Consider the following 23,236-nt stretch of genomic DNA (forward strand, 5'->3'; position numbering starts at 1 on the left):
CCTTTTGAGGTGCGGGGCCCGTTCCCATGTGCGGGGCCAGGGCTCTGAGTTAGCGTGCGAGCAGGGCACTTGTACGGGGGGACGTATGAAGAGGACGACGGCGACGGTCCGGATCGCGGCGGTCGCCGCGCTTGCGGGACTGACCGCCTGCACGTCCTCCGGCTCACCCGACGGGCCGGAGGCCGGGCACACCGCCTCACCTCCCGCCGCCCTCCCGGTCCTGCGTACCGCCGAGCGCGCCACCGAGCAGGCCGGCACGGCCCGGGTGCGGTCCACCACCGTGCTGGGCAGCCAGCTGTCCCTCACCGCCGATGGCCTCCTCGCCTGGCGGGACGGGCTCTCCGGCACCCTCACCCTCCGCTACACCGGCGGCACCGCGGCCCAGACGATGCGCGGCCTCGGCGTCACCTCCATGGAGGCCCGCTACCTCCCCGACGCCTACTACGCGCGCCTGGGCGACACCTTCGCCGCGAAGACGGGCGGCAGGCACTGGCTCAAGTACGCCTACGAGGACCTCAAGAGCCTCGGCGGCGGCGCCGACCTCGCCGACCAGATGCGCTCCACCACCCCCGACCAGTCGGTACGACTGCTGCTGGACTCCGCGGACGTGCGCGAGGTCGGTGAGGAGACCGTGGACGGCCGGACCACCCGGCACTACTCCGGCACCGTGACGCTCGGGCACGTCACCGACGCCGAGCTCCAGCGCCGCCTGAGGGACGCGGGTGTCACCGGCGAGAGCCTCGACATCTGGATCGACGAGAAGAACCTCCTGGTCAAGAAGGTCGAGAAGACCAGCACGGCCAGTGGAGAAGTCACCCAGACCGCGCACTACAGCGACTACGGCGTCGAGGTCGCCATACATCGCCCGCCGGCCGCGGACACCCAGGACTTCACGTCCCTCCTGTCACAGTCAGGCACCAACCCCCCTTAAGCCCCGGGGAATTCACCGGCCCCTCCCGCTCCTCTCGGATAGGCTCGCGGTCTTGCTGTGAATCGACCATGTGTTCCTTGGGGGGAATCAATGGGTACTTCCGTACGACGTTCCGCGCGCTGTAGGACCATCGGCGTCGGCCTCGCCGCCGTGGCCCTGGCCTCGGGTGCGGTGAGCTGCTCCAAGGGCGGCGACGAGTCGCCGGAGATGACTCCCGCGGCGGCCGTCGCCAAGGCGGCGAAGAACACGGAGGAGATCACCTCCTTCCGTTACCGCATGAAGGGCGAGATGCCCGAGCAGGGCCAGGTCCAGGCCGAGGCCTCCATGCGCACCAAGCCCGACCTCGCGATGAGCATGAAGATGACCGCGGCCGGACAGGGCTCCGCGGAGATCCGGCTCGTCGACAAGGCCATGTACATCGGGGGCAACCCCGAGCTGGCCAAGGAGATGGACGGCAAGAAGTGGATGAAGTTCGACCTGTCCGCGCTCGGCAAGGACGGCGGCCTCGGTGCCACCGCGCCCGGCGCCGGCCAGGCCGACCAGAACCCCGCCTCCATGTCCTCCTTCCTCAACGGCGCCAAGGACGTGAAGAAGGTCGGCACCGAGACCGTCGACGGGGTCAAGACCACCCACTACGCGGGCGACGTCACGCTGGCCGAGCTGAAGGCCTCCTTCAAGGACGCCGACAAGTCGGTGCGCGAGCAGCGCGAGAAGAGCACCGAGCAGCTGGAGAAGCTGGGCCTGGACAAGTTCACGATGGACATGTGGGTCGACGGTGAGCAGCACGCCAAGCAGTTCCGCATGCAGGGCGACGCCACCAAGGGGAAGTTCGACATGACCTTCACCTTCCTCGACTACAACAAGCCCGTGACCGTCGAGGCGCCGCCCGCCGGCGAGACCGCCGACCTCGCCGAGATGATGAAGGAACTCCAGAGCAGCTGAGCGTCGTAGGACCGGATTTGCTTGACAGGGATCCGGTCACGTACGCTCCTACAGAAGCCAAAGACCGCTGGTCGTTGCCGTGTCCTCGCAAGGGGGTGCGGTGGCCGAAGGATCCGCTGAGAATCGCGGACGACCCGCGCAGGTGACTGTGGAAGTTGCTCCTGGATCTCGCTGCCTCAGGGTTGCGTGTTCCGGTCGAGCTACGCCCCGTGCGCCTGCGCCGGGGCGTTTCGTTTTGTTCAGCCCCTTCTGAGCGGTCCTCATCACCCGGAAGGAGGCCACGCTTATGGCAAGGCCCGACAAGGCTGCCGCGGTAGCCGAGCTCGCGGACCAGTTCCGCAGCTCGAACGCCGCTGTGCTGACCGAGTACCGGGGTCTCACCGTGGCGCAGCTCAAGACGCTGCGTCGTTCGCTCGGTGAAGACGCCCAGTACGCCGTGGTGAAGAACACGCTGACCAAGATCGCGGCCAACGAGGCCGGGATCTCGACGCTCGACGACCTGTTCAACGGTCCGACGGCGGTTGCCTTCATCACCGGTGACCCGGTGACGTCGGCGAAGGGTCTTCGTGACTTCGCCAAGGACAACCCGAACCTCGTCATCAAGGGCGGTGTCCTTGACGGCAAGGCGCTGTCCGCCGACGAGATCAAGAAGCTTGCGGACCTCGAGTCCCGCGAGGTTCTGCTCGCCAAGCTGGCGGGTGCCTTCAAGGGCAAGCAGACTCAGGCTGCTCAGGTCTTCCAGGCGCTCCCGTCGAAGCTCGTCCGCACCGTGGACGCGCTTCGCGCCAAGCAGGACGAGCAGGGCGGTGCCGAGTAACTCGGCTCGCGCATTGATCCGCGCCGCCTGAGGCGCGGGTCGTAGCGGGCCGTAAGTACGCCCGCCGTATCGATACATCCGGCACCTGCCGAAATTAGTGGAAGGATCGCCCCTCATGGCGAAGCTCAGCCAGGAAGACCTGCTCGCGCAGTTCGAGGAGATGACCCTCATCGAGCTCTCCGAGTTCGTGAAGGCCTTCGAGGAGAAGTTCGACGTCACCGCCGCCGCGGCCGTCGCCGTTGCCGCCCCCGCCGCCGGCGGTGCCGCCGGTGGTGCCGAGGCCGCTGAGGAGCAGGACGAGTTCGACGTCATCCTCACCGGTGCCGGCGACAAGAAGATCCAGGTCATCAAGGTCGTGCGTGAGCTGACCTCCCTGGGTCTGAAGGAGGCCAAGGACCTCGTGGACGGCGCCCCGAAGCCCGTCCTCGAGAAGGTCGCCAAGGACGCCGCCGAGAAGGCCGCCGAGTCCCTCAAGGGCGCCGGCGCCTCGGTCGAGGTCAAGTAACACCCCACAGGTCCCGCTGGGCCTGTAACGCGTAAGCGCCGAGGAGCGATCATCCATCCGGGTGGTCGCTCTTCGGCGTTCCTGGAGGCGCGGTCACGGTTGCCTTGCGGCCTCGTGGGCGAGGGGTATGGTGATCTTCGTCGTGTCTCCGGAAACCCCGGGTTGGGGCAGCGGGGCCTTGACGAACCGCACGCAGCGCGCAATTCTCAGGACGCGTCGCCAGAACGGTCCGAATCCGAGGCATGGATCGGCGACGAAGAGGGCAGTATCAACGTGCGTTGAGGGCAACATGCCGAGGGCGTTGAGGACGACGAGGGTTTTTGAAGACCGGGCAGAAAAGCGGGGCTGGACATCAGTGCGCCAAGTGGCTACACTGACCCTTTGCGCTGCCTGTTAGCTGTCCCCTGCCCGTCACCAGGGGTCTGCCCTCGCCTCAGCATCGATGATCGGACCATCTCTGACCTGGCCTTTCGGCCAAATCGGAGAGACCTGTCCCGATGCCGCGGATGAGGGGCCGGGGAGCGCGTAGTGAGTCCGAGCCCTCGGAAGGACCCCCTCTTGGCCGCCTCGCGCACTGCCTCGACCGCGAATACGAACAACGGCGCCAGCACCGCCCCGCTGCGCATCTCCTTTGCAAAGATCAAGGAGCCTCTCGAGGTTCCCAACCTGCTCGCGCTGCAGACCGAGAGCTTTGACTGGCTGCTCGGGAACACCGCCTGGCAGAGTCGGGTCGAGGAGGCTCTGGAGTCCGGTCAGGACGTCCCCACCAAGTCCGGTCTGGAGGAGATCTTCGAGGAGATCTCCCCGATCGAGGACTTCTCCGGGTCGATGTCGCTGACGTTCCGCGACCACCGTTTCGAGCCGCCGAAGAACAGCATCGACGAGTGCAAGGAGCGCGACTTCACGTACGCCGCCCCGCTCTTCGTGACGGCTGAGTTCACCAACAACGAAACCGGCGAGATCAAGTCCCAGACGGTCTTCATGGGCGACTTCCCGCTCATGACGAACAAGGGCACCTTCGTCATCAACGGCACCGAGCGTGTCGTGGTGTCGCAGCTGGTCCGTTCGCCCGGTGTCTACTTCGACTCCTCCATCGACAAGACGTCCGACAAGGACATCTTCTCGGCCAAGATCATCCCGTCCCGGGGTGCCTGGCTGGAGATGGAGATCGACAAGCGCGACATGGTCGGTGTCCGCATCGACCGCAAGCGCAAGCAGTCCGTCACCGTCCTGCTCAAGGCTCTCGGTTGGACCACCGAGCAGATCCTCGAGGAGTTCGGCGAGTACGAGTCGATGCGCGCCACCCTGGAGAAGGACCACACCCAGGGCCAGGACGACGCGCTGCTCGACATCTACCGCAAGCTGCGTCCGGGCGAGCCCCCCACGCGTGAGGCCGCGCAGACGCTGCTCGAGAACCTCTACTTCAACCCCAAGCGCTACGACCTCGCCAAGGTCGGCCGCTACAAGGTCAACAAGAAGCTGGGTGCGGACGCTCCGCTGGACGCGGGCATCCTGACCGTCGAGGACATCATCTCGACGATCAAGTACCTGGTGAAGCTGCACGCGGGCGAGACCGAGACCACGGGTGACAGCGGCACCTCGATCGTCGTCGAGACCGACGACATCGACCACTTCGGCAACCGTCGTCTGCGCAGCGTCGGCGAGCTCATCCAGAACCAGGTCCGCACGGGTCTGGCTCGTATGGAGCGCGTCGTCCGTGAGCGCATGACGACCCAGGACGTCGAGGCGATCACGCCGCAGACCCTGATCAACATCCGGCCGGTCGTCGCCTCCATCAAGGAGTTCTTCGGCACCAGCCAGCTGTCGCAGTTCATGGACCAGAACAACCCGCTGTCGGGTCTCACCCACAAGCGCCGTCTGTCGGCTCTTGGCCCGGGTGGTCTCTCCCGTGAGCGGGCCGGCTTCGAGGTCCGTGACGTGCACCCCTCGCACTACGGCCGCATGTGCCCGATCGAGACCCCCGAAGGCCCGAACATCGGTCTGATCGGCTCGCTCGCCTCCTACGGCCGCGTCAACGCGTTCGGTTTCGTGGAGACGCCGTACCGCAAGGTCGTCGACGGTCAGGTCACCGACGAGGTGGACTACCTGACGGCCGACGAGGAGGACCGCTTCGTCATCGCGCAGGCCAACGCCACGCTCAACGACGACATGCGGTTCGAGGAGGCCCGGGTCCTGGTCCGCCGTCGTGGCGGCGAGGTCGACTACGTCCCCGGTGACGACGTCGACTACATGGACGTCTCGCCGCGCCAGATGGTGTCGGTCGCGACCGCCATGATCCCGTTCCTCGAGCACGACGACGCCAACCGTGCCCTCATGGGCGCGAACATGATGCGTCAGGCCGTGCCCCTCATCAAGAGCGAGTCCCCGCTCGTCGGCACCGGCATGGAGTACCGCTCCGCCGTCGACGCCGGCGACGTGGTCAAGGCCGAGAAGGACGGTGTGGTCCAGGAGGTCTCCGCGGACTACATCACCACCGCCAACGACGACGGCACGTACATCACGTACCGCCTGGCCAAGTTCTCCCGGTCCAACCAGGGCACCTCGGTCAACCAGAAGGTCATCGTCAACGAGGGCGACCGGATCATCACGGGCCAGGTGCTCGCCGATGGTCCCGCCACCCAGAACGGCGAGATGGCGCTCGGCAAGAACCTGCTGGTCGCGTTCATGCCGTGGGAGGGTCACAACTACGAGGACGCGATCATCCTGTCGCAGCGCCTCGTGCAGGACGACGTCCTCTCCTCGATCCACATCGAGGAGCACGAGGTCGACGCCCGTGACACCAAGCTCGGCCCCGAGGAGATCACCCGGGACATCCCGAACGTCTCCGAGGAGGTCCTCGCCGACCTCGACGAGCGCGGCATCATCCGCATCGGCGCCGAGGTCATCGCCGGTGACATCCTCGTCGGCAAGGTGACGCCCAAGGGTGAGACCGAGCTGACCCCGGAGGAGCGCCTGCTGCGCGCGATCTTCGGTGAGAAGGCCCGTGAGGTCCGTGACACCTCGCTGAAGGTGCCGCACGGCGAGACCGGCAAGGTCATCGGCGTGCGCGTCTTCGACCGCGAGGAGGGCGACGAGCTTCCCCCCGGTGTGAACCAGCTGGTGCGCGTGTACGTGGCGCAGAAGCGCAAGATCACCGACGGTGACAAGCTCGCCGGCCGGCACGGCAACAAGGGTGTCATCTCCAAGATCCTGCCGATCGAGGACATGCCGTTCCTGGAGGACGGCACCCCGGTCGACATCATCCTCAACCCGCTGGGTGTCCCGTCCCGAATGAACCCGGGACAGGTCCTGGAGATCCACCTCGGCTGGCTCGCCAGCCGCGGCTGGGACGTCTCCGGCCTCGCCGAGGACTGGGCGCAGCGCCTCCAGGCGATCGGCGCCGACTCCGTCGCCCCCGGCACCAACGTCGCGACCCCGGTCTTCGACGGTGCCCGCGAGGACGAGCTGGCGGGTCTGCTCCAGCACACCATCCCGAACCGGGACGGCGAGCGCATGGTGCAGCCGACCGGTAAGGCGAGGCTGTTCGACGGCCGCTCCGGTGAGCCGTTCCCGGACCCGATCTCGATCGGGTACATGTACATCCTCAAGCTGCACCACCTGGTCGACGACAAGCTGCACGCCCGCTCGACCGGTCCGTACTCGATGATCACCCAGCAGCCGCTGGGTGGTAAGGCCCAGTTCGGTGGCCAGCGCTTCGGTGAGATGGAGGTGTGGGCGCTGGAGGCTTACGGCGCCGCGTACGCCCTCCAGGAGCTGCTGACCATCAAGTCCGACGACGTGACCGGCCGCGTGAAGGTCTACGAGGCCATCGTCAAGGGCGAGAACATCCCCGAGCCCGGCATCCCCGAGTCCTTCAAGGTGCTCATCAAGGAGATGCAGTCCCTGTGCCTCAACGTGGAGGTGCTGTCCTCGGACGGCATGTCCATCGAGATGCGCGACACCGACGAGGACGTCTTCCGCGCTGCGGAAGAGCTCGGCATCGACCTGTCCCGGCGCGAGCCGAGCAGCGTCGAAGAGGTCTGACGGGAGTCCGGCCGGAGGACCTGGTGAGGATCCTCCGGCCGGCCCCAGGACCCCCGTATCAGACCCCGTGACTTACAACCCTGAGAGGGATTGACGCATAGTGCTCGACGTCAACTTCTTCGACGAGCTCCGGATCGGCCTGGCCACCGCTGACGACATCCGTCAGTGGAGCCACGGCGAGGTCAAGAAGCCCGAGACCATCAACTACCGCACCCTCAAGCCCGAGAAGGACGGACTCTTCTGCGAGAAGATCTTCGGTCCGACCCGGGACTGGGAGTGCTACTGCGGCAAGTACAAGCGCGTCCGCTTCAAGGGCATCATCTGTGAGCGCTGTGGCGTCGAGGTCACTCGCGCCAAGGTGCGCCGTGAGCGGATGGGCCACATCGAGCTGGCCGCTCCCGTCACCCACATCTGGTACTTCAAGGGCGTTCCGTCGCGTCTGGGCTACCTGCTCGACCTCGCCCCGAAGGACCTGGAGAAGGTCATCTACTTCGCGGCGTACATGATCACGTACGTCGACGAGGAGCGCCGCACCCGCGACCTGCCCTCCCTGGAGGCGCACGTCTCCGTGGAGCGTCAGCAGGTCGAGAACCGCCGGGACGCCGACCTGGAGGCCCGCGCCAAGAAGCTCGAGTCCGACCTGGCCGAGCTGGAGGCCGAGGGCGCCAAGGCCGACGTGCGCCGCAAGGTGCGCGAGGGTGCCGAGCGTGAGATGAAGCAGCTGCGCGACCGTGCGCAGCGCGAGATCGACCGTCTCGACGAGGTGTGGACCCGCTTCAAGAACCTCAAGGTCCAGGACCTCGAGGGTGACGAGCTGCTCTACCGCGAGCTGCGGGACCGCTTCGGCACGTACTTCGACGGTTCGATGGGTGCCGCGGCGCTGCAGAAGCGCCTGGAGTCCTTCGACCTCGACGAGGAGGCCGAGAAGCTCCGCGAGATCATCCGTACCGGCAAGGGCCAGAAGAAGACCCGTGCGCTGAAGCGGCTGAAGGTCGTGTCTGCCTTCCTGCAGACCTCCAACAGCCCCAAGGGCATGGTCCTCGACTGCGTCCCGGTCATCCCGCCGGACCTTCGCCCGATGGTGCAGCTGGACGGTGGCCGCTTCGCGACCTCCGACCTGAACGACCTGTACCGCCGTGTGATCAACCGCAACAACCGCCTGAAGCGCCTTCTCGACCTCGGTGCGCCCGAGATCATCGTGAACAACGAGAAGCGCATGCTCCAGGAGGCCGTGGACGCGCTGTTCGACAACGGCCGTCGTGGCCGTCCGGTCACCGGTCCCGGCAACCGCCCGCTGAAGTCCCTCAGCGACATGCTGAAGGGCAAGCAGGGTCGATTCCGTCAGAACCTGCTCGGCAAGCGTGTGGACTACTCCGCGCGTTCCGTGATCGTCGTCGGTCCGCAGCTGAAGCTGCACCAGTGCGGTCTGCCGAAGGCGATGGCGCTGGAGCTCTTCAAGCCGTTCGTGATGAAGCGCCTGGTCGACCTGAACCACGCGCAGAACATCAAGAGCGCCAAGCGCATGGTGGAGCGCGGCCGCACGGTCGTGTACGACGTCCTCGAAGAGGTCATCGCCGAGCACCCGGTTCTCCTGAACCGTGCTCCCACCCTGCACCGACTCGGCATCCAGGCCTTCGAGCCGCAGCTGGTCGAGGGCAAGGCCATCCAGATCCACCCGCTCGTCTGCACCGCGTTCAACGCGGACTTCGACGGTGACCAGATGGCCGTGCACCTGCCGCTGTCCGCGGAGGCGCAGGCCGAGGCGCGCATCCTGATGCTGTCCTCGAACAACATCCTCAAGCCCGCCGACGGCCGTCCGGTGACGATGCCGACCCAGGACATGGTCCTCGGTCTGTTCTTCCTCACCACCGACGGCGAGCTGCGTGACACCAAGGGCGAGGGCCGTTCGTTCGGTTCCACGGCCGAGGCGATCATGGCGTTCGACGCCGGTGAGCTGGCGCTCCAGTCGCCGGTCGACATCCGCTTCCCGGTGGGCACCATCCCGCCGCGGGGCTGGACGCCGCCGGCCCAGGAGGAGGGCGAGCCGGAGTGGCAGCAGGGGGACACCTTCCGCCTGCGCACCACGCTGGGCCGCGCGCTCTTCAACGAGCTGCTGCCCGAGGACTACCCGTTCGTCGACTACTCGGTGGGCAAGAAGCAGCTCTCCGAGATCGTCAACGACCTGGCCGAGCGCTACCCCAAGGTCATCGTGGCGGCGACGCTCGACAACCTGAAGGCGGCCGGCTTCTACTGGGCGACCCGTTCCGGTGTCACCGTGGCCATCTCCGACGTCGTCGTTCCCGAGGCGAAGAAGGAGATCGTCAAGGGCTACGAGGCGCAGGACGAGAAGGTCCAGAAGCAGTACGAGCGCGGTCTGATCACCAAGGAAGAGCGCACTCAGGAGCTCATCGCGATCTGGACCAAGGCGACCAACGAGGTCGCCGAGGCGATGAACGCGAACTTCCCCAAGACGAACCCCATCTTCATGATGGTTGACTCGGGTGCCCGAGGAAACATGATGCAGATGCGGCAGATCGCCGGTATGCGTGGTCTGGTGTCGAACGCCAAGAACGAGACGATCCCGCGTCCGATCAAGGCGTCCTTCCGTGAGGGCCTGTCCGTGCTGGAGTACTTCATCTCCACCCACGGTGCCCGTAAGGGTCTGGCCGACACCGCCCTGCGTACCGCCGACTCGGGTTACCTGACCCGTCGTCTGGTGGACGTCTCGCAGGACGTCATCATCCGCGAGGAGGACTGCGGCACCGACCGTGGCCTCAAGCTCAACATCGCGGAGGTCGGCGCGGACGGCGTGCTGCGCAAGGCGGACGACGTCGAGACGTCCGTGTACGCGCGCTGCCTCGCCGAGGAGATCGTCGTCGACGGCAAGGTGCTGGCCCCGGCCGGTACCGACCTGGGCGACGTGCTCATCGACGAGCTGGTCAAGCACGGTGTCTCCACGGTCAAGACCCGCTCGGTCCTGACCTGCGAGTCCGCCGTCGGCACCTGCGCCATGTGCTACGGCCGCTCGCTGGCCACCGGCAAGCTGGTCGACATCGGTGAGGCGGTCGGCATCATCGCCGCCCAGTCCATCGGTGAGCCCGGTACCCAGCTGACGATGCGTACCTTCCACACCGGTGGTGTGGCCGGTGACGACATCACCCAGGGTCTGCCGCGTGTCGTCGAGCTCTTCGAGGCCCGTACCCCGAAGGGTGTCGCCCCGATCTCCGAGGCCCAGGGCCGCGTGCGGATCGAGGAGACCGAGAAGACCAAGAAGATCGTCATCACGCCGGACGACGGCAGCGACGAGACGGCGTTCCCGATCTCGAAGCGCGCCCGACTCCTGGTCAGCGAGGGCGAGCACGTCGAGGTGGGCCAGAAGCTCACCGTGGGTGCCACCAACCCGCACGACGTGCTGCGCATCCTGGGCCAGCGTGCCGTCCAGGTCCACCTGGTCGGCGAGGTCCAGAAGGTCTACAACTCGCAGGGTGTGTCGATCCACGACAAGCACATCGAGATCATCATCCGGCAGATGCTGCGCCGCGTGACGATCATCGAGTCCGGCGACGCCGAGCTGCTGCCCGGTGAGCTGGTCGAGCGCTCGAAGTTCGAGACCGAGAACCGTCGTGTGGTCCAGGAGGGCGGTCACCCGGCCTCCGGTCGTCCGCAGCTGATGGGTATCACCAAGGCCTCGCTGGCGACGGAGTCCTGGCTGTCGGCCGCCTCCTTCCAGGAGACGACCCGAGTGCTGACGGACGCGGCGATCAACGCCAAGTCCGACAGCCTCATCGGCCTCAAGGAGAACGTCATCATCGGTAAGCTCATCCCGGCCGGTACGGGTCTGTCCCGTTACCGCAACATCCGGGTCGAGCCGACCGAGGAGGCCAAGGCCGCGATGTACTCGGCCGTCGGCTACGACGACATCGACTACTCGCCGTTCGGCACGGGCTCCGGCCAGGCCGTTCCGCTGGAGGACTACGACTACGGTCCGTACAACCAGTAAGCGAGTCGCTCGTTGAAGGGCGGTCACCCTTTGGGGTGGCCGCCCTTCGGCGTGCGCGTTGCGGTGACGTGCCCGTTGGAGTGCTGGGGGTGCGGGAACCTGTCCCGGTATCGGCGCGTTGGAGCATCATGGAGGCATTCGACCTCTCAGGGGGTGCTCCGTGACGCAACCGTCGTGGCAACCGTGGCAGGACAGGGATGAGTGGCCGTCAGAGCCGGGCAGAGACGCTCCGGCGGACGTTCCGGCCACCGAGCCCTGGACCGGTGCGGGCGGCCCTGTCGCGCGCCCCTGGCCCGGATACGCGGCTCCTCAGCCCGGCGCCGCCCACCCCACCCCGTACCCCGGCGTCTCCCACCCCGCCCCGCACCCCGGTGCCTCCGCCATGCTCGCCTCGCACGCCGACCGGGAGCGGGCCGTCGACGTGCTGCGGGCCGGGTACGGCGAGGGGCGGCTGGAGAAGGCGGAGTTCGACAAGCGGGTGGAGCGGGCGTACCGGGCGCGGACCGTGGGGGAGCTGGCGCTGCTCGTGTCCGATCTGCCGCTCGGGCCCGTGCCGCAGCCGGCGCCCTTCACCGCCGTACCGCGGACGTTCCTGCCGGCCCCGCGGCCGCGGGCGAACGGGAAGGCGGTCGGAGCCGCGGTGTGCGGGCTGCTGTGCGTGCCGACGCTCGGGTTCACCGGGCTGCCCGCGGTGATCCTCGGACACGCGGCGCGCACGGAGATCGAGCGGACCGGGGAGGGCGGCGACGGGCTCGCGCTGATCGGGCTGGTGCTCGGCTGGCTCTCGGTCGCCGCGTGGTCGGTGCTGGTGACCTTGATGGTGGCGGTCGGGCTCGCCACGGGATGAGCGTGCCGGGCCGTGCTCCCACGTGTGCGGAATGTGAAATCGAAGATCGTCCACGGCGTAGGGGCTTGACACGGAGTGCATAACGATGCGGCCCGACCCCATTTGTTTTGACCGCAGCGAATGAGCTAGGTACGCTCAGACCTTGTGCCTGGGGTGTGCCCTGGCTCTCGTGCGTGCCTTGAACCGCACTAGGGGAGCCGCAAGCGGCCACCGTAATCTGTGCTCTTTTCGCCTTGCGGCGGGAGTCCGCCGGATTCGACACACCCGACCGCGTGGGTCGGCGACGTTCCAGGTTAGCTGTACCCATCGGCACACAGAAACCGGAGAAGTAGTGCCTACGATCCAGCAGCTGGTCCGTAAGGGCCGGCAGGACAAGGTCGAGAAGAACAAGACGCCCGCACTCGAGGGTTCCCCTCAGCGTCGTGGCGTCTGCACGCGTGTGTTCACGACCACCCCGAAGAAGCCGAACTCGGCCCTGCGTAAGGTCGCGCGTGTGCGTCTGACCAGCGGGATCGAGGTCACCGCTTACATTCCGGGTGAGGGACACAACCTGCAGGAGCACTCCATCGTGCTCGTGCGCGGCGGCCGTGTGAAGGACCTGCCGGGTGTTCGCTACAAGATCATCCGCGGCTCGCTCGACACCCAGGGTGTCAAGAACCGCAAGCAGGCCCGCAGCCGCTACGGCGCCAAGAAGGAGAAGTAAGAATGCCTCGTAAGGGCCCCGCCCCGAAGCGCCCGGTCATCATCGACCCGGTCTACGGTTCTCCTCTGGTGACCTCCCTGATCAACAAGGTGCTGCTGAACGGCAAGCGCTCGACTGCCGAGCGGATCGTTTACGGCGCCATGGAGGGCCTGCGCGACAAGACCGGCAACGACCCGGTCATCACGCTCAAGCGCGCTCTCGAGAACATCAAGCCGACCCTCGAGGTCAAGTCCCGCCGTGTCGGTGGCGCCACCTACCAGGTGCCGGTCGAGGTCAAGCCCGGCCGCGCCAACACCCTGGCGCTGCGCTGGCTGGTCGGTTACTCCCGCGCCCGTCGCGAGAAGACCATGACCGAGCGTCTGCTCAACGAGCTTCTCGACGCTTCGAACGGCCTCGGTGCGGCCGTCAAGAAGCGCGAGGACACGCACAAGATGGCCGAGTCCAACAAGGCCTTCGCGCACTACCGCTGGTAGTCGCAGACCCCATCGAGACCGAGAGAAGACTGAAGCCTTATGGCTACCACTTCGCTTGACCTGGCCAGGGTCCGCAACATCGGGATCATGGCCCACATCGACGCGGGCAAGACGACCACCACCGAGCGGATCCTGTTCTACACCGGCGTTTCGTACAAGATCGGTGAGGTCCACGACGGCGCCGCCACCATGGACTGGATGGAGCAGGAGCAGGAGCGTGGCATCACGATCACCTCTGCTGCCACCACCTGTCACTGGCCGCTTGAGGGCGTCGACCACACCATCAACATCATCGACACGCCGGGTCACGTCGACTTCACCGTCGAGGTGGAGCGTTCGCTCCGCGTTCTCGACGGCGCCGTGACGGTGTTCGACGGCGTCGCCGGTGTGGAGCCGCAGTCCGAGACGGTGTGGCGTCAGGCCGACCGTTACGGCGTGCCGCGCATCTGCTTCGTCAACAAGCTGGACCGTACCGGCGCCGAGTTCCACCGCTGTGTGGACATGATCTCGGACCGCCTGGGCGCCCAGCCGCTCGTCATGCAGCTGCCGATCGGTGCCGAGGCCGACTTCAAGGGTGTCGTCGACCTCGTCACCATGAAGGCGCTCGTCTGGTCCGCCGAGGCCGCCAAGGGCGAGATGTACGACACCGTCGACATCCCGGCCACGCACACCGAGGCTGCCGAGGAGTACCGCGGCAAGCTCATCGAGGCCGTCGCGGAGAACGACGAAGAGATCATGGAGCTGTACCTGGAGGGCGAGGAGCCCACCGTGGAGCAGCTGTACGCCGCGATCCGTCGTATCACCATCGCGTCCGGCAAGTCCAAGGACACCACGGTCACCCCGGTGTTCTGTGGCACCGCGTTCAAGAACAAGGGCGTCCAGCCCCTGCTCGACGCGGTCGTGCGCTACCTGCCGACCCCGCTCGACGTCGAGGCCATCGAGGGCCACGACGTCAAGGACCCCGAGGTCGTCGTCAAGCGCAAGCCGTCCGACGAGGAGCCGCTGTCCGCGCTGGCGTTCAAGATCATGAGCGACCCGCACCTCGGCAAGCTCACCTTCGTCCGGATCTACTCCGGTCGCCTGGAGTCCGGCACCGCGGTGCTGAACTCCGTCAAGGGCAAGAAGGAGCGCATCGGCAAGATCTACCGCATGCACGCGAACAAGCGTGAGGAGATCGAGTCGGTGGGCGCCGGCGACATCGTCGCCGTCATGGGCCTGAAGCAGACCACCACCGGTGAGACGCTCTCCGACGACAAGGCCCCGGTGATCCTGGAGTCCATGGACTTCCCGGCGCCGGTCATCCAGGTCGCCATCGAGCCCAAGTCCAAGGGTGACCAGGAGAAGCTGGGTGTCGCCATCCAGCGTCTCGCGGAGGAGGACCCCTCCTTCCAGGTCCACTCGGACGAGGAGACCGGCCAGACCATCATCGGTGGTATGGGCGAGCTGCACCTCGAGGTGCTGGTCGACCGTATGCGCCGTGAGTTCAAGGTCGAGGCCAACGTCGGCAAGCCGCAGGTCGCGTACCGCGAGACGATCCGCAAGGCCGTCGAGCGCGTCGACTACACGCACAAGAAGCAGACTGGTGGTACCGGCCAGTTCGCCAAGGTGCAGATCGCGATCGAGCCGATCGAGGGCGGCGACGCCTCGTACGAGTTCGTGAACAAGGTGACCGGTGGCCGTATCCCGAAGGAGTACATCCCTTCGGTGGACGCCGGTGCGCAGGAGGCCATGCAGTTCGGCATCCTCGCCGGGTACGAGATGACGGGCGTCCGCGTCACGCTTCTCGACGGTGCCTACCACGAGGTCGACTCCTCCGAGCTCGCGTTCAAGATCGCCGGCTCGCAGGCCTTCAAGGAGGCCGCCCGCAAGGCCAGCCCCGTGCTGCTCGAGCCGATGATGGCCGTCGAGGTCACCACGCCCGAGGACTACATGGGTGAGGTCATCGGCGACATCAACTCCCGCCGTGGTCAGATCCAGGCCATGGAGGAGCGGGCCGGTGCCCGCGTCGTGAAGGGCCTCGTGCCCCTCTCGGAGATGTTCGGCTACGTCGGAGACCTCCGCAGCAAGACGTCGGGTCGCGCAAGCTACTCGATGCAGTTCGACTCCTACGCCGAGGTTCCGCGGAACGTCGCCGAGGAGATCATCGCGAAGGCCAAGGGCGAGTAACGCACCGCGTTCGCACGCTTTAGGCTTGACTCCGGAGCCCGGAGGGGCATTCACCCGCATTTGAGGGGGAGTGCCCCCGGGCCGAGGCTTTCCAGCAAAGATCACCTGGCGCCGATGAAGCAAGGCGTTCAGAACCACTCCACAGGAGGACCCCGTGGCGAAGGCGAAGTTCGAGCGGACTAAGCCCCACGTCAACATCGGCACCATCGGTCACATCGACCACGGTAAGACGACCCTCACGGCCGCCATTACCAAGGTGCTGCACGACGCGTACCCGGACCTGAACGAGGCCTCGGCCTTCGACCAGATCGACAAGGCTCCCGAGGAGCGCCAGCGCGGTATCACCATCTCGATCGCGCACGTCGAGTACCAGACCGAGACGCGTCACTACGCCCACGTCGACTGCCCCGGTCACGCGGACTACATCAAGAACATGATCACCGGTGCTGCCCAGATGGACGGCGCCATCCTCGTGGTCGCCGCCACCGACGGCCCGATGCCGCAGACCAAGGAGCACGTGCTCCTGGCCCGCCAGGTCGGCGTTCCGTACATCGTCGTCGCCCTGAACAAGGCCGACATGGTGGACGACGAGGAGATCCTGGAGCTCGTCGAGCTCGAGGTGCGTGAGCTCCTCTCCGAGTACGAGTTCCCGGGCGACGACGTTCCCGTCGTCAAGGTCTCGGCGCTCAAGGCTCTCGAGGGCGACAAGGAGTGGGGCCAGTCGGTCCTGGACCTGATGGCCGCCGTCGACGAGGCGATCCCGCAGCCCGAGCGTGACGTCGACAAGCCGTTCCTGATGCCGATCGAGGACGTCTTCACGATCACCGGTCGTGGCACCGTCGTCACCGGTCGTATCGAGCGTGGTGTCCTCAAGGTCAACGAGACCGTCGACATCATCGGCATCAAGACCGAGAAGACCACCACCACGGTCACCGGCATCGAGATGTTCCGCAAGCTGCTCGACGAGGGCCAGGCCGGTGAGAACGTCGGTCTGCTGCTCCGTGGCATCAAGCGCGAGGACGTCGAGCGCGGCCAGGTCATCATCAAGCCGGGTTCGGTCACGCCGCACACCCAGTTCGAGGCCCAGGCCTACATCCTCTCCAAGGACGAGGGTGGCCGCCACACGCCGTTCTTCAACAACTACCGTCCGCAGTTCTACTTCCGTACGACGGACGTGACCGGCGTGGTGACCCTCCCCGAGGGCACCGAGATGGTCATGCCGGGTGACAACACCGAGATGAAGGTGGAGCTCATCCAGCCCGTCGCCATGGAAGAGGGCCTGAAGTTCGCCATCCGTGAGGGTGGCCGGACGGTCGGCGCCGGCCAGGTCACCAAGATCACCGCCTGATCTTGACCTGACAGGTCTCCGAGACCTCGGTCTCTGAAGGGGCCCGTACGACTTCGGTCGTGCGGGCCCTTTCGCCTGTCCGGCGGTCTGTCCGGCGGTCTGTCCGGCGGTCTGTCCGGGGGTTGCATGCGGAGCGGGTGAAGAGTGGGCGAACTCTGTGGGACGCCTCGCAGAGCGTTCAACCAACTTCGCCCGGGGGCCGTACGGAATGTTCTTGTCTGTTCCCTGTGAGGTGGTTGTGCCAGTCGTAGCCTGAGGCGTCCGGTGGCCACTTCCGGCCCGGATTCCCTCGCGAGGACGGACGGACACGCAGGTGTCGATGCAGGACGCGGAACAGCGCAGAACGTCGATACCGAGGCGGCTCGTCGGTGGCCTGCAACAGCCGCTTCCGCCCCTCGCCAGCGCCGCCCCGGTGCGGCAGCCCGCCCGGTCCGCCGTCGTACGCGACCGTGCCGGCCGTCGGCTCTACGCCATCGACGGCATCCGGCTCCTGGCCGCGCTCATGGTCGCCGTGCACCACTACGCCGGCACCCACCGTGTCGACCAGCCCGGCAACCGCGTCTGGGACCGGCCGGTGTCCGACATCATGCCGACGGTCTTCCGGTTCGCCTCCTACGGCTGGATCGGCGTCGAGATCTTCTTCGTGATCAGCGGCTTCGTGATCTGCATGTCGTGCTGGGGGCGTACGCCGAGGCAGTTCTTCACCTCCCGGGTGATCCGGCTGTACCCGGCGTACTGGTTCGCCATCGTCTTCACCACGGCGGTGCTGATCGCTCTGCCGGGCGTGTGGGACCGCCTGCGCACCCGCGACGTCCTCCTCAACTTCACGATGCTCCAGTCGGGTTCGGGCGTCATGAACGTCGACGGCGTCTACTGGACCCTGTGGTCGGAGCTCCGCTTCTACCTGCTCTTCCTGGTCGTGGTGTGGAGCGGTCTGACCTACCGCAAGGTCGTCGTCTTCTGCTGCGTCTGGGGCGCCGCGGCCATGCTCGCCCCGATCTCGAAGCTCCCGCTCCTCGAACTGGTCGCCAACCCGGAGGGTGCCTGGTACTTCATCGCGGGCCTCTCCCTGTACCTGATGCACCGCTTCGGCCAGGACCTGCTGCTGTGGGGCATCCTCGCGATGGCCTGGCTGATGGGGCAGCGGGAACTGGGCATCCGGATCGACGAGGTCGAGCATGTGTCGGGGTGGCGGGGGAGTGTGCTGATCTTCACCGTGTTCCTGCTCGCCATGGTGGCCATCGCCCTCGGCGCCACGGACCGGGTCCGCTGGAGGTGGCTGGTGACGGCGGGTGCGCTGACGTATCCGCTCTACCTGATGCACTACGCGGCCGGTACGACTCTGATCAACCGCCTCCGCGACACGATGGACGCCCGGCTGCTGGTCGTCTCCGTGATCGCCGGGTTCCTGCTGCTGAGCTGGCTGGTGCACCGGTTCGTGGAGCGGCCGGTGGCGCGGTTGCTGAAGCGGGGGCTGGACACGTCGTTCGCGCGATTGCGGAACGCGGGAGCCTGAACTCCGTACGCCGCACGTCCGTTCTGAGTACGAACGCTCATGCGGCTCCGCGTGCCCGCGCGCTGTGATGGACCCATGCCGGATCTCACGCTCGACGACGACCGCGCGACCGGAGCCTGGGTCGCCCCGCTGGTCTCGACGTTCCTGACCCTGCCCGCCTGTGTGCTCGTCTACTTCGTCGGCGGCTTCTCCGCGATGGCCTGCGACTCCTGCGCGGGCCCCGAGGCCGACCGCTTCGAGTCGAGCTTCGGCGTCGCCTTCCCGCTGCTGCTCGGCGGGCTGGGCCTCGCGCTGTTCCTGCTCGCGGCGAGCTGGGCTCTGCCGTGGGAACGGGGGAGCACGGCTCGGCGGGTGGGGTTCGCGTTCGCGGCGCCGGTGTTGGTGGTGGGGGTGTATGTGGTGTTCAGGGTGTTGGTGGAATGGCCGTAGGCCAAGTGAGAGTCATGTGCAGGTCATGGGATAGTCTGCCTCCTCCTTTTCCGCACCACGAAAGAGGTGGTAATGACCACTGGCAGACGCACGGTCACCGGGGCCGCGCTCGTGGGGGCCCTCGCCCTCACCCTCCTGAACGCCCCGGCGGCCCACGCCCAGGACACCGGGATCAAGGTGACCGACATCGTGATCAACAAGGGGAAGCCGATCGTGGTCGGCACTTCGAAGGTGGTGGAACCGTCTCTCACCTTCACGATCACGCTGCCGTCCGGGTACAGCACGAGTGACCCGTCCCGGTACGACGCGTTTCCCTTCATCTACCGGGGCGGCCTGGAGCACGCGGCCGACACCGGTGACAACTACATCGGACCGGGCAGCTACACCTGCTACGAGTTGAGCAATCGGAAGGCCGAGTGCGAGGGGTCCCTCTACATCGACCCCCACCCCTCTCAGGAGCACGTCGACTCCAACGGCGACGCCACCACCTGGAAGACGGCCGTGGCCCTGCGCCTCTTCCGGGCGAACGGGAGCCTCGTGGCCGAGGAACACGAGACCCGGTCCCTGACCGTCCGGCTCAAGCGCGCGGCGAAGGTCACCGTGGACGCCTCGCCCGAGCCAGTCGTCAAGGGCAAGAAGATCACCGTCACCGGCAAGCTCACCCGGGCGGACTGGGCGACCAAGAAGTACGGCGGCTACGGCGGCCGTTCGGTCAGCCTCCAGTTCCGCGAGACGGGCACCAGCTCCTTCGTCACGGTCAAGAAGGTCACGACGAGCAGCACCGGCGCCCTGAAGACCACGGTGACCGCCTCGAAGGACGGGACGTGGCGGTGGGCGTACGGGGGGAACGACACGACGGGGGCGACGACCAGTGGTGGGGACCACGTGGACGTGCGCTGACGCCAAAGGAGCGCTGGTGGGGCCGAGGACGGCTGGCGTCATCGGCCCCGATCCGGGACGGGGCGCCACGGCTCAGCCGAACGCCAGCTTCCCTGTCCAGTTGCCGATCACCGTCGTGGAGCTGCCGACCACTGACTTGCCGCCCGCGTACAACCGCACGCTGCCGTCACTCATGTGAGCCCAGATGTCGGGGACGCCGTCAGTCGTGACGTCGGGGATGCCGAGCAGGCGGGGCATGTCGGTCGGGGACCAGCCGCTCGCGGCGTACTCGCCGTCGGTGCCGGTCGAGGAGGCGGCGGCCGTGGCGAGGGAGAGGACGTCGAGGCCGTTGCCCGCCGAGTCGGCCTTGCCCCGGCGCAGGAGGGCGCGACCGCTGGTGGAGCGGTAGAGCAGGTCGGCGATTCCGTCGCCGGTGATGTCGGAGACGTTGACCAGGTCTCGGCCCGGCCAGGCGGTGCCGTCGTTCAGCAGCCGGGCGCCGGAGAAGGACGCGCCGGTGTAGCCCGTGAAGGCCCAGAACTGGGTGCCCGCGGTGACGAACAGGTCGGGGCGGTCGTCGCCGGTGACGTCGCCGGCGGAGAGGATCTGGTCGAAGGCGGACGGCGCGGGGACGTCGACACTCGCGCCGCCGACGTCGGTGCCCTTGGTGGGCAACAGGAGCGGCAGCCGGGCGCAGGTGTTGAAGCCGCCGTAGCCGTCACCTGGGTAGACGTACAGGGTGCCGTCGCCCATGCGTGCGACCAGGTCCTGGAGGCCGTCGCCCGGGTAGTAGTCGCCGAGGTGGGTGATCAGGGCGCCCTTCCAGCTGACCGTCTGGGTGCAGCCGTCGGCGTATGCGGTGTTCTTGGTGGTCTTGCCGTAGGACGGATCCATGCCGATGAACAGGTCGCCCTTGGTGCCGGAAGGGTAGACGCGCAGGTCGTCGTGGACGACTCCGTCGTCGTCCGTGCTCTCGGTGATGGTCAGCAGGTCCGGCTTGTCGTCACCGGTGATGTCGCCGGCGGTCTCGTCACTGTCCTTCGGGCTCACGAAGACCTTGTACGAGTTCGGGGTCACCGACTCGTTGCCTGCCGCGTCGACGGCCTTGACGTAGAGGATGGCGGGGCCGGCCAGCGGTGGGGTGACGGAGACGACCGCTGTGATGGCGTTGCCGGTGATCACGTCGCCCGACTTGGTGGTGCAGCTGTTGTGGTCACTGATCTTGGCGGACTTGTCGTACGTCGTGCTGTTCCAGCTGTACGCGTACTGAGTGACCCTGTCCGTGACCCAGTTGGAGAACTGCATGCAGCCGGACTGTCCGAACGTGGCCTTGGACCACTGGTCCTCGCCGCTGTCGTTGTCTGCGTCCGCCTCGTCGAAGTCCGTGGAGCTCACCTTCGGTGTCTTCGGGGCCACGGTGTCGAGCTTGAAGTAGCAGGTGTAACTGGTGGACGAGGTGCTGCCCATATCGTCCTTGACGTACAGGTTCCAGGAGTAGGTGCCGTCCTTGAGCACACTGGAACCGCTGGAGTTGGTGTTGTCGAACACCACGCTGGTCGTGCTCTTGCCCGAGGCGTTCTCCTCCCGGTGGTACACCGTGCCCGTACCCGTGTTCTTCAGGGTGAGGTGCATGATGTTCAGATCGTCCTTGCCGTCCGGGTCCGATGTGGCCGCGGAGAAGGTGATCTGGTCGTTGTCACCGATGGTGACGTAGGGCGTGCTGGTGGTGCACTTGCCCGGGCTCATCTTGAGTTTGCTCGGCTTGTTCGGCTTGGTGTTGAACGTGACGTCGATGCTCGGGCCGGCGTTGTCGTTCGTGGCCTGGAACTTCTTCCACGCATACTGATCGTCCTCGTCGCCCGCCTGCAGACCCAGCGTCCAGTGGTTCAGGCTGCGGTCGGCCGCGTACTGGGCGGCGTCCTTGACGTCGAAGACGGTGTTTCCTGCCGCGCACCTCTTCTTGTAGCCCTTGGCGTACGACCTGGTGTCCAGATGGTCGCTCCAGCCGGGCTGGTTGGACCAACTGGTCTTCTTGTCGATGTCGCCGGTCCGCCACACCTCGACGTCCCGCTTGGAGCAGGACCAGGCGTACGTCTCCTTCATGTTGAGCGTGGCCTCCTTGATGGAGGTCGTGCGCACCTTCTCCGGCCACTCCATCGTGAAGAAGGAACGGCTGCTGCCGAAGGTGTCGGACTCGTAGCCGACGCGCGCCTCGTTGGTGCCCTTGTTGAAACCGCGGCCGTTGAAGAAGGTGGCGGTGGCCCAGGAACCCCGCTTGTAGGCGGTCGTCCAGTTGCCCGCGTCGGTGTTGGTGCTGGGGTCGATGAAGACGGGGTACGTCGTGTTCGCGCCGGTCAGCAGGGCCTGGTCCGGTGTCAGGGTGATGGTGCCGTCGGCGGCGAGCGAGGGGTCGATACGGGAGGTGTGGGTGCCGGGCTGGGGACCGGTCAGACCCGGGATCTCGCGGTCGATGGCGGTGGTGTCGGGGACCACGACGGCGTCCTCGTCGCCTGCGGGCTGGGTGACCGCCGGGTCGGGCTCGGAAGCGGGCACGGAGGCGGCGGCGGACGCTGTGGCGTCGCCGTCGGTCTCCGTGGTCGCGGTGGGTTCGGCGCCTGCGTCGTCGAAGTCGGTGTCGGCGTGCTCGTCCTCGCTCGCCCGGCGTCGGGCGGCGTCGGAGTCGTCCTCGGCCTCCGGAGTCGGGTCGGCCGAGCCACCCTGGTCTGCCGTCGGTGTCGGGTCGGGGTCGCCAGGGCCGCCGTCACCGTGCGTCAGGTTGTCGGTCGTGGCGTCCTTGCCCGCCGAGTCCCACATCAACATGGTCGGGGTGGCCGCGACGTCGTTGCCCTCGGCGTCGTAGGCGTGGACGGATCCGCTGCGGGAGTCGAGCTTCATCGTCAGGTCCGGCGAGGTCAGGCCGTAGGAGATGGTCTTGAGCGCGGGATTGGCCGCAGCCTCGGCGGACTTGACGACGAGCACCTCGGAGAAGCCGCCGTCGGTCGCGGCCAGCACCAGGTCCACGCCCGGCAGCACCTCGCGGTAGAGCGCCTCGTTGCTCTCGACCTCAGGTGCGGGGAGTGGGCCCGGCCAGGTGAGGTTGATCGTGTGGCCTGCCGTGGTGAGGGTGGCGAGGGTGCTCGTGGTGTCGTCGGTGTCCGCTGCCGGGTGGACGTAGGCGGCCTGGTTGACACCGGAGGACGCGGCCTTCTTCTTGCTCCCGCCCGAGAGCACCACCGATGTCGTCGTGGCCGTCGTCGCCCAGTTCCCGTCGGATCTGCGGCGCAGCGTCGGATCGATGGCCCGCCACTGGCCGTCGATCTTGGTACGGACCGGCATGACGTGGATCCGGGTGGTCAGGGTGCGGTCCGGGTTGGCCCAGGTGGTGGTCTTGGCGGTGCGCGCGGTGACCACCTCGGCCGGTTCCCCGGTGCGCTTGGCCAGGGCGCGGGCCTCGGGCTCCGTGCGGGCGTGGGGTGCGGTGGGGCTCTTCGCGGTGTCGCCGCTGTCCGGGGCTTGGGCCGGGAGCAGCACCCAGGCGGTCGCCGTGACCAGGACAAGGGCCAACAGGGCTGTGAGCAGGCGCAGGTGACGTTGGCTCAGCCTGCCCGGCCAAGAAGCGGAGGACACCGGACCGTT

Annotated in this window: 15 protein-coding genes; 14 read left to right on the forward strand and 1 reads right to left on the reverse strand. The window is 67.0% G+C overall.

Annotated features, from left to right (window positions below; all coding sequences use genetic code 11):
* The first annotated feature begins 85 nt into the window (after positions 1-85).
* From ACFULQ_RS16725 to ACFULQ_RS16790, 14 genes are all read left to right on the forward strand, one after another.
* Positions 86-931 (forward strand): hypothetical protein, encoded by an 846-nt coding sequence (locus ACFULQ_RS16725; RefSeq protein WP_383544062.1) that lies wholly within the window; start codon positions 86-88, stop codon positions 929-931.
* A 90-nt stretch (positions 932-1,021) separates the two neighbouring features.
* Positions 1,022-1,873 carry a DUF1396 domain-containing protein gene (locus ACFULQ_RS16730; RefSeq protein WP_383544064.1) on the forward strand — a complete coding sequence of 284 codons (852 nt, stop codon included), beginning with the start codon at positions 1,022-1,024 and terminating at the stop codon, positions 1,871-1,873.
* A gap of 286 nt (positions 1,874-2,159) precedes the next feature.
* Complete coding sequence (rplJ, locus tag ACFULQ_RS16735) at positions 2,160-2,690, forward strand: 50S ribosomal protein L10 (protein WP_383544067.1); 531 nt, start codon at positions 2,160-2,162, stop codon at positions 2,688-2,690.
* Positions 2,691-2,805: 115 nt separating this feature from the next.
* Entirely contained in the window at positions 2,806-3,195 is a 390-nt protein-coding gene (gene rplL / locus ACFULQ_RS16740; protein ID WP_383544069.1) for a 50S ribosomal protein L7/L12, read from the forward strand.
* Positions 3,196-3,753: 558 nt separating this feature from the next.
* Complete coding sequence (gene rpoB / locus ACFULQ_RS16745; protein ID WP_383544072.1) at positions 3,754-7,239, forward strand: DNA-directed RNA polymerase subunit beta; 3,486 nt, start codon at positions 3,754-3,756, stop codon at positions 7,237-7,239.
* 100 nt (positions 7,240-7,339) lie between these two features.
* Positions 7,340-11,239 carry a DNA-directed RNA polymerase subunit beta' gene (locus tag ACFULQ_RS16750; protein ID WP_383544074.1) on the forward strand — a complete coding sequence of 1,300 codons (3,900 nt, stop codon included), beginning with the start codon at positions 7,340-7,342 and terminating at the stop codon, positions 11,237-11,239.
* Positions 11,240-11,399: 160 nt separating this feature from the next.
* Positions 11,400-12,086, forward strand: a complete 687-nt coding sequence (locus tag ACFULQ_RS16755; RefSeq protein ID WP_383544077.1) for a DUF1707 and DUF4190 domain-containing protein — start codon at positions 11,400-11,402, stop codon at positions 12,084-12,086.
* Positions 12,087-12,417: 331 nt separating this feature from the next.
* Positions 12,418-12,789, forward strand: a complete 372-nt coding sequence (gene rpsL / locus ACFULQ_RS16760; protein WP_003948652.1) for a 30S ribosomal protein S12 — start codon at positions 12,418-12,420, stop codon at positions 12,787-12,789.
* Positions 12,790-12,791: 2 nt separating this feature from the next.
* Positions 12,792-13,262: a 30S ribosomal protein S7 gene (gene rpsG / locus ACFULQ_RS16765; protein WP_009330725.1), complete on the forward strand. Its 471-nt coding sequence runs from the start codon at positions 12,792-12,794 to the stop codon at positions 13,260-13,262.
* Between the two features lie 39 nt (positions 13,263-13,301).
* Positions 13,302-15,428, forward strand: a complete 2,127-nt coding sequence (gene fusA, locus ACFULQ_RS16770) for an elongation factor G (protein WP_383544080.1) — start codon at positions 13,302-13,304, stop codon at positions 15,426-15,428.
* A 154-nt stretch (positions 15,429-15,582) separates the two neighbouring features.
* Complete coding sequence (gene tuf, locus ACFULQ_RS16775; RefSeq protein WP_007384061.1) at positions 15,583-16,776, forward strand: elongation factor Tu; 1,194 nt, start codon at positions 15,583-15,585, stop codon at positions 16,774-16,776.
* Between the two features lie 319 nt (positions 16,777-17,095).
* Positions 17,096-18,292: an acyltransferase family protein gene (locus tag ACFULQ_RS16780; RefSeq protein ID WP_383544083.1), complete on the forward strand. Its 1,197-nt coding sequence runs from the start codon at positions 17,096-17,098 to the stop codon at positions 18,290-18,292.
* A 75-nt stretch (positions 18,293-18,367) separates the two neighbouring features.
* Positions 18,368-18,721 carry a hypothetical protein gene (locus ACFULQ_RS16785; protein WP_383544086.1) on the forward strand — a complete coding sequence of 118 codons (354 nt, stop codon included), beginning with the start codon at positions 18,368-18,370 and terminating at the stop codon, positions 18,719-18,721.
* Between the two features lie 72 nt (positions 18,722-18,793).
* Positions 18,794-19,621 carry a hypothetical protein gene (locus tag ACFULQ_RS16790; protein WP_383544088.1) on the forward strand — a complete coding sequence of 276 codons (828 nt, stop codon included), beginning with the start codon at positions 18,794-18,796 and terminating at the stop codon, positions 19,619-19,621.
* Between the two features lie 72 nt (positions 19,622-19,693).
* Here ACFULQ_RS16790 and ACFULQ_RS16795 read toward each other — a convergent pair whose 3' ends face one another.
* Positions 19,694-23,227: a hypothetical protein gene (locus ACFULQ_RS16795; protein ID WP_383544091.1), complete on the reverse strand. Its 3,534-nt coding sequence runs from the start codon at positions 23,225-23,227 to the stop codon at positions 19,694-19,696.
* Positions 23,228-23,236: the final 9 nt, after the last annotated feature.

It is taken from the genome of Streptomyces sp. NPDC057253, from assembly GCF_042669125.1.
Taxonomy (GTDB): domain Bacteria; phylum Actinomycetota; class Actinomycetes; order Streptomycetales; family Streptomycetaceae; genus Streptomyces.

What these genes read in the sequence shown, in the direction of transcription:
- ACFULQ_RS16785 (WP_383544086.1), top strand. Translation starts at nt 18,368, where the DNA reads ATGCCGGATCTCACGCTCGACGACGACCGCGCGACCGGAGCCTGGGTC.
- ACFULQ_RS16725 (WP_383544062.1), top strand. Translation starts at nt 86, where the DNA reads ATGAAGAGGACGACGGCGACGGTCCGGATCGCGGCGGTCGCCGCGCTT.
- rplJ (WP_383544067.1), top strand. Translation starts at nt 2,160, where the DNA reads ATGGCAAGGCCCGACAAGGCTGCCGCGGTAGCCGAGCTCGCGGACCAG.
- rpsG (WP_009330725.1), top strand. Translation starts at nt 12,792, where the DNA reads ATGCCTCGTAAGGGCCCCGCCCCGAAGCGCCCGGTCATCATCGACCCG.
- fusA (WP_383544080.1), top strand. Translation starts at nt 13,302, where the DNA reads ATGGCTACCACTTCGCTTGACCTGGCCAGGGTCCGCAACATCGGGATC.
- ACFULQ_RS16790 (WP_383544088.1), top strand. Translation starts at nt 18,794, where the DNA reads ATGACCACTGGCAGACGCACGGTCACCGGGGCCGCGCTCGTGGGGGCC.
- rplL (WP_383544069.1), top strand. Translation starts at nt 2,806, where the DNA reads ATGGCGAAGCTCAGCCAGGAAGACCTGCTCGCGCAGTTCGAGGAGATG.
- ACFULQ_RS16730 (WP_383544064.1), top strand. Translation starts at nt 1,022, where the DNA reads ATGGGTACTTCCGTACGACGTTCCGCGCGCTGTAGGACCATCGGCGTC.
- ACFULQ_RS16780 (WP_383544083.1), top strand. Translation starts at nt 17,096, where the DNA reads ATGCAGGACGCGGAACAGCGCAGAACGTCGATACCGAGGCGGCTCGTC.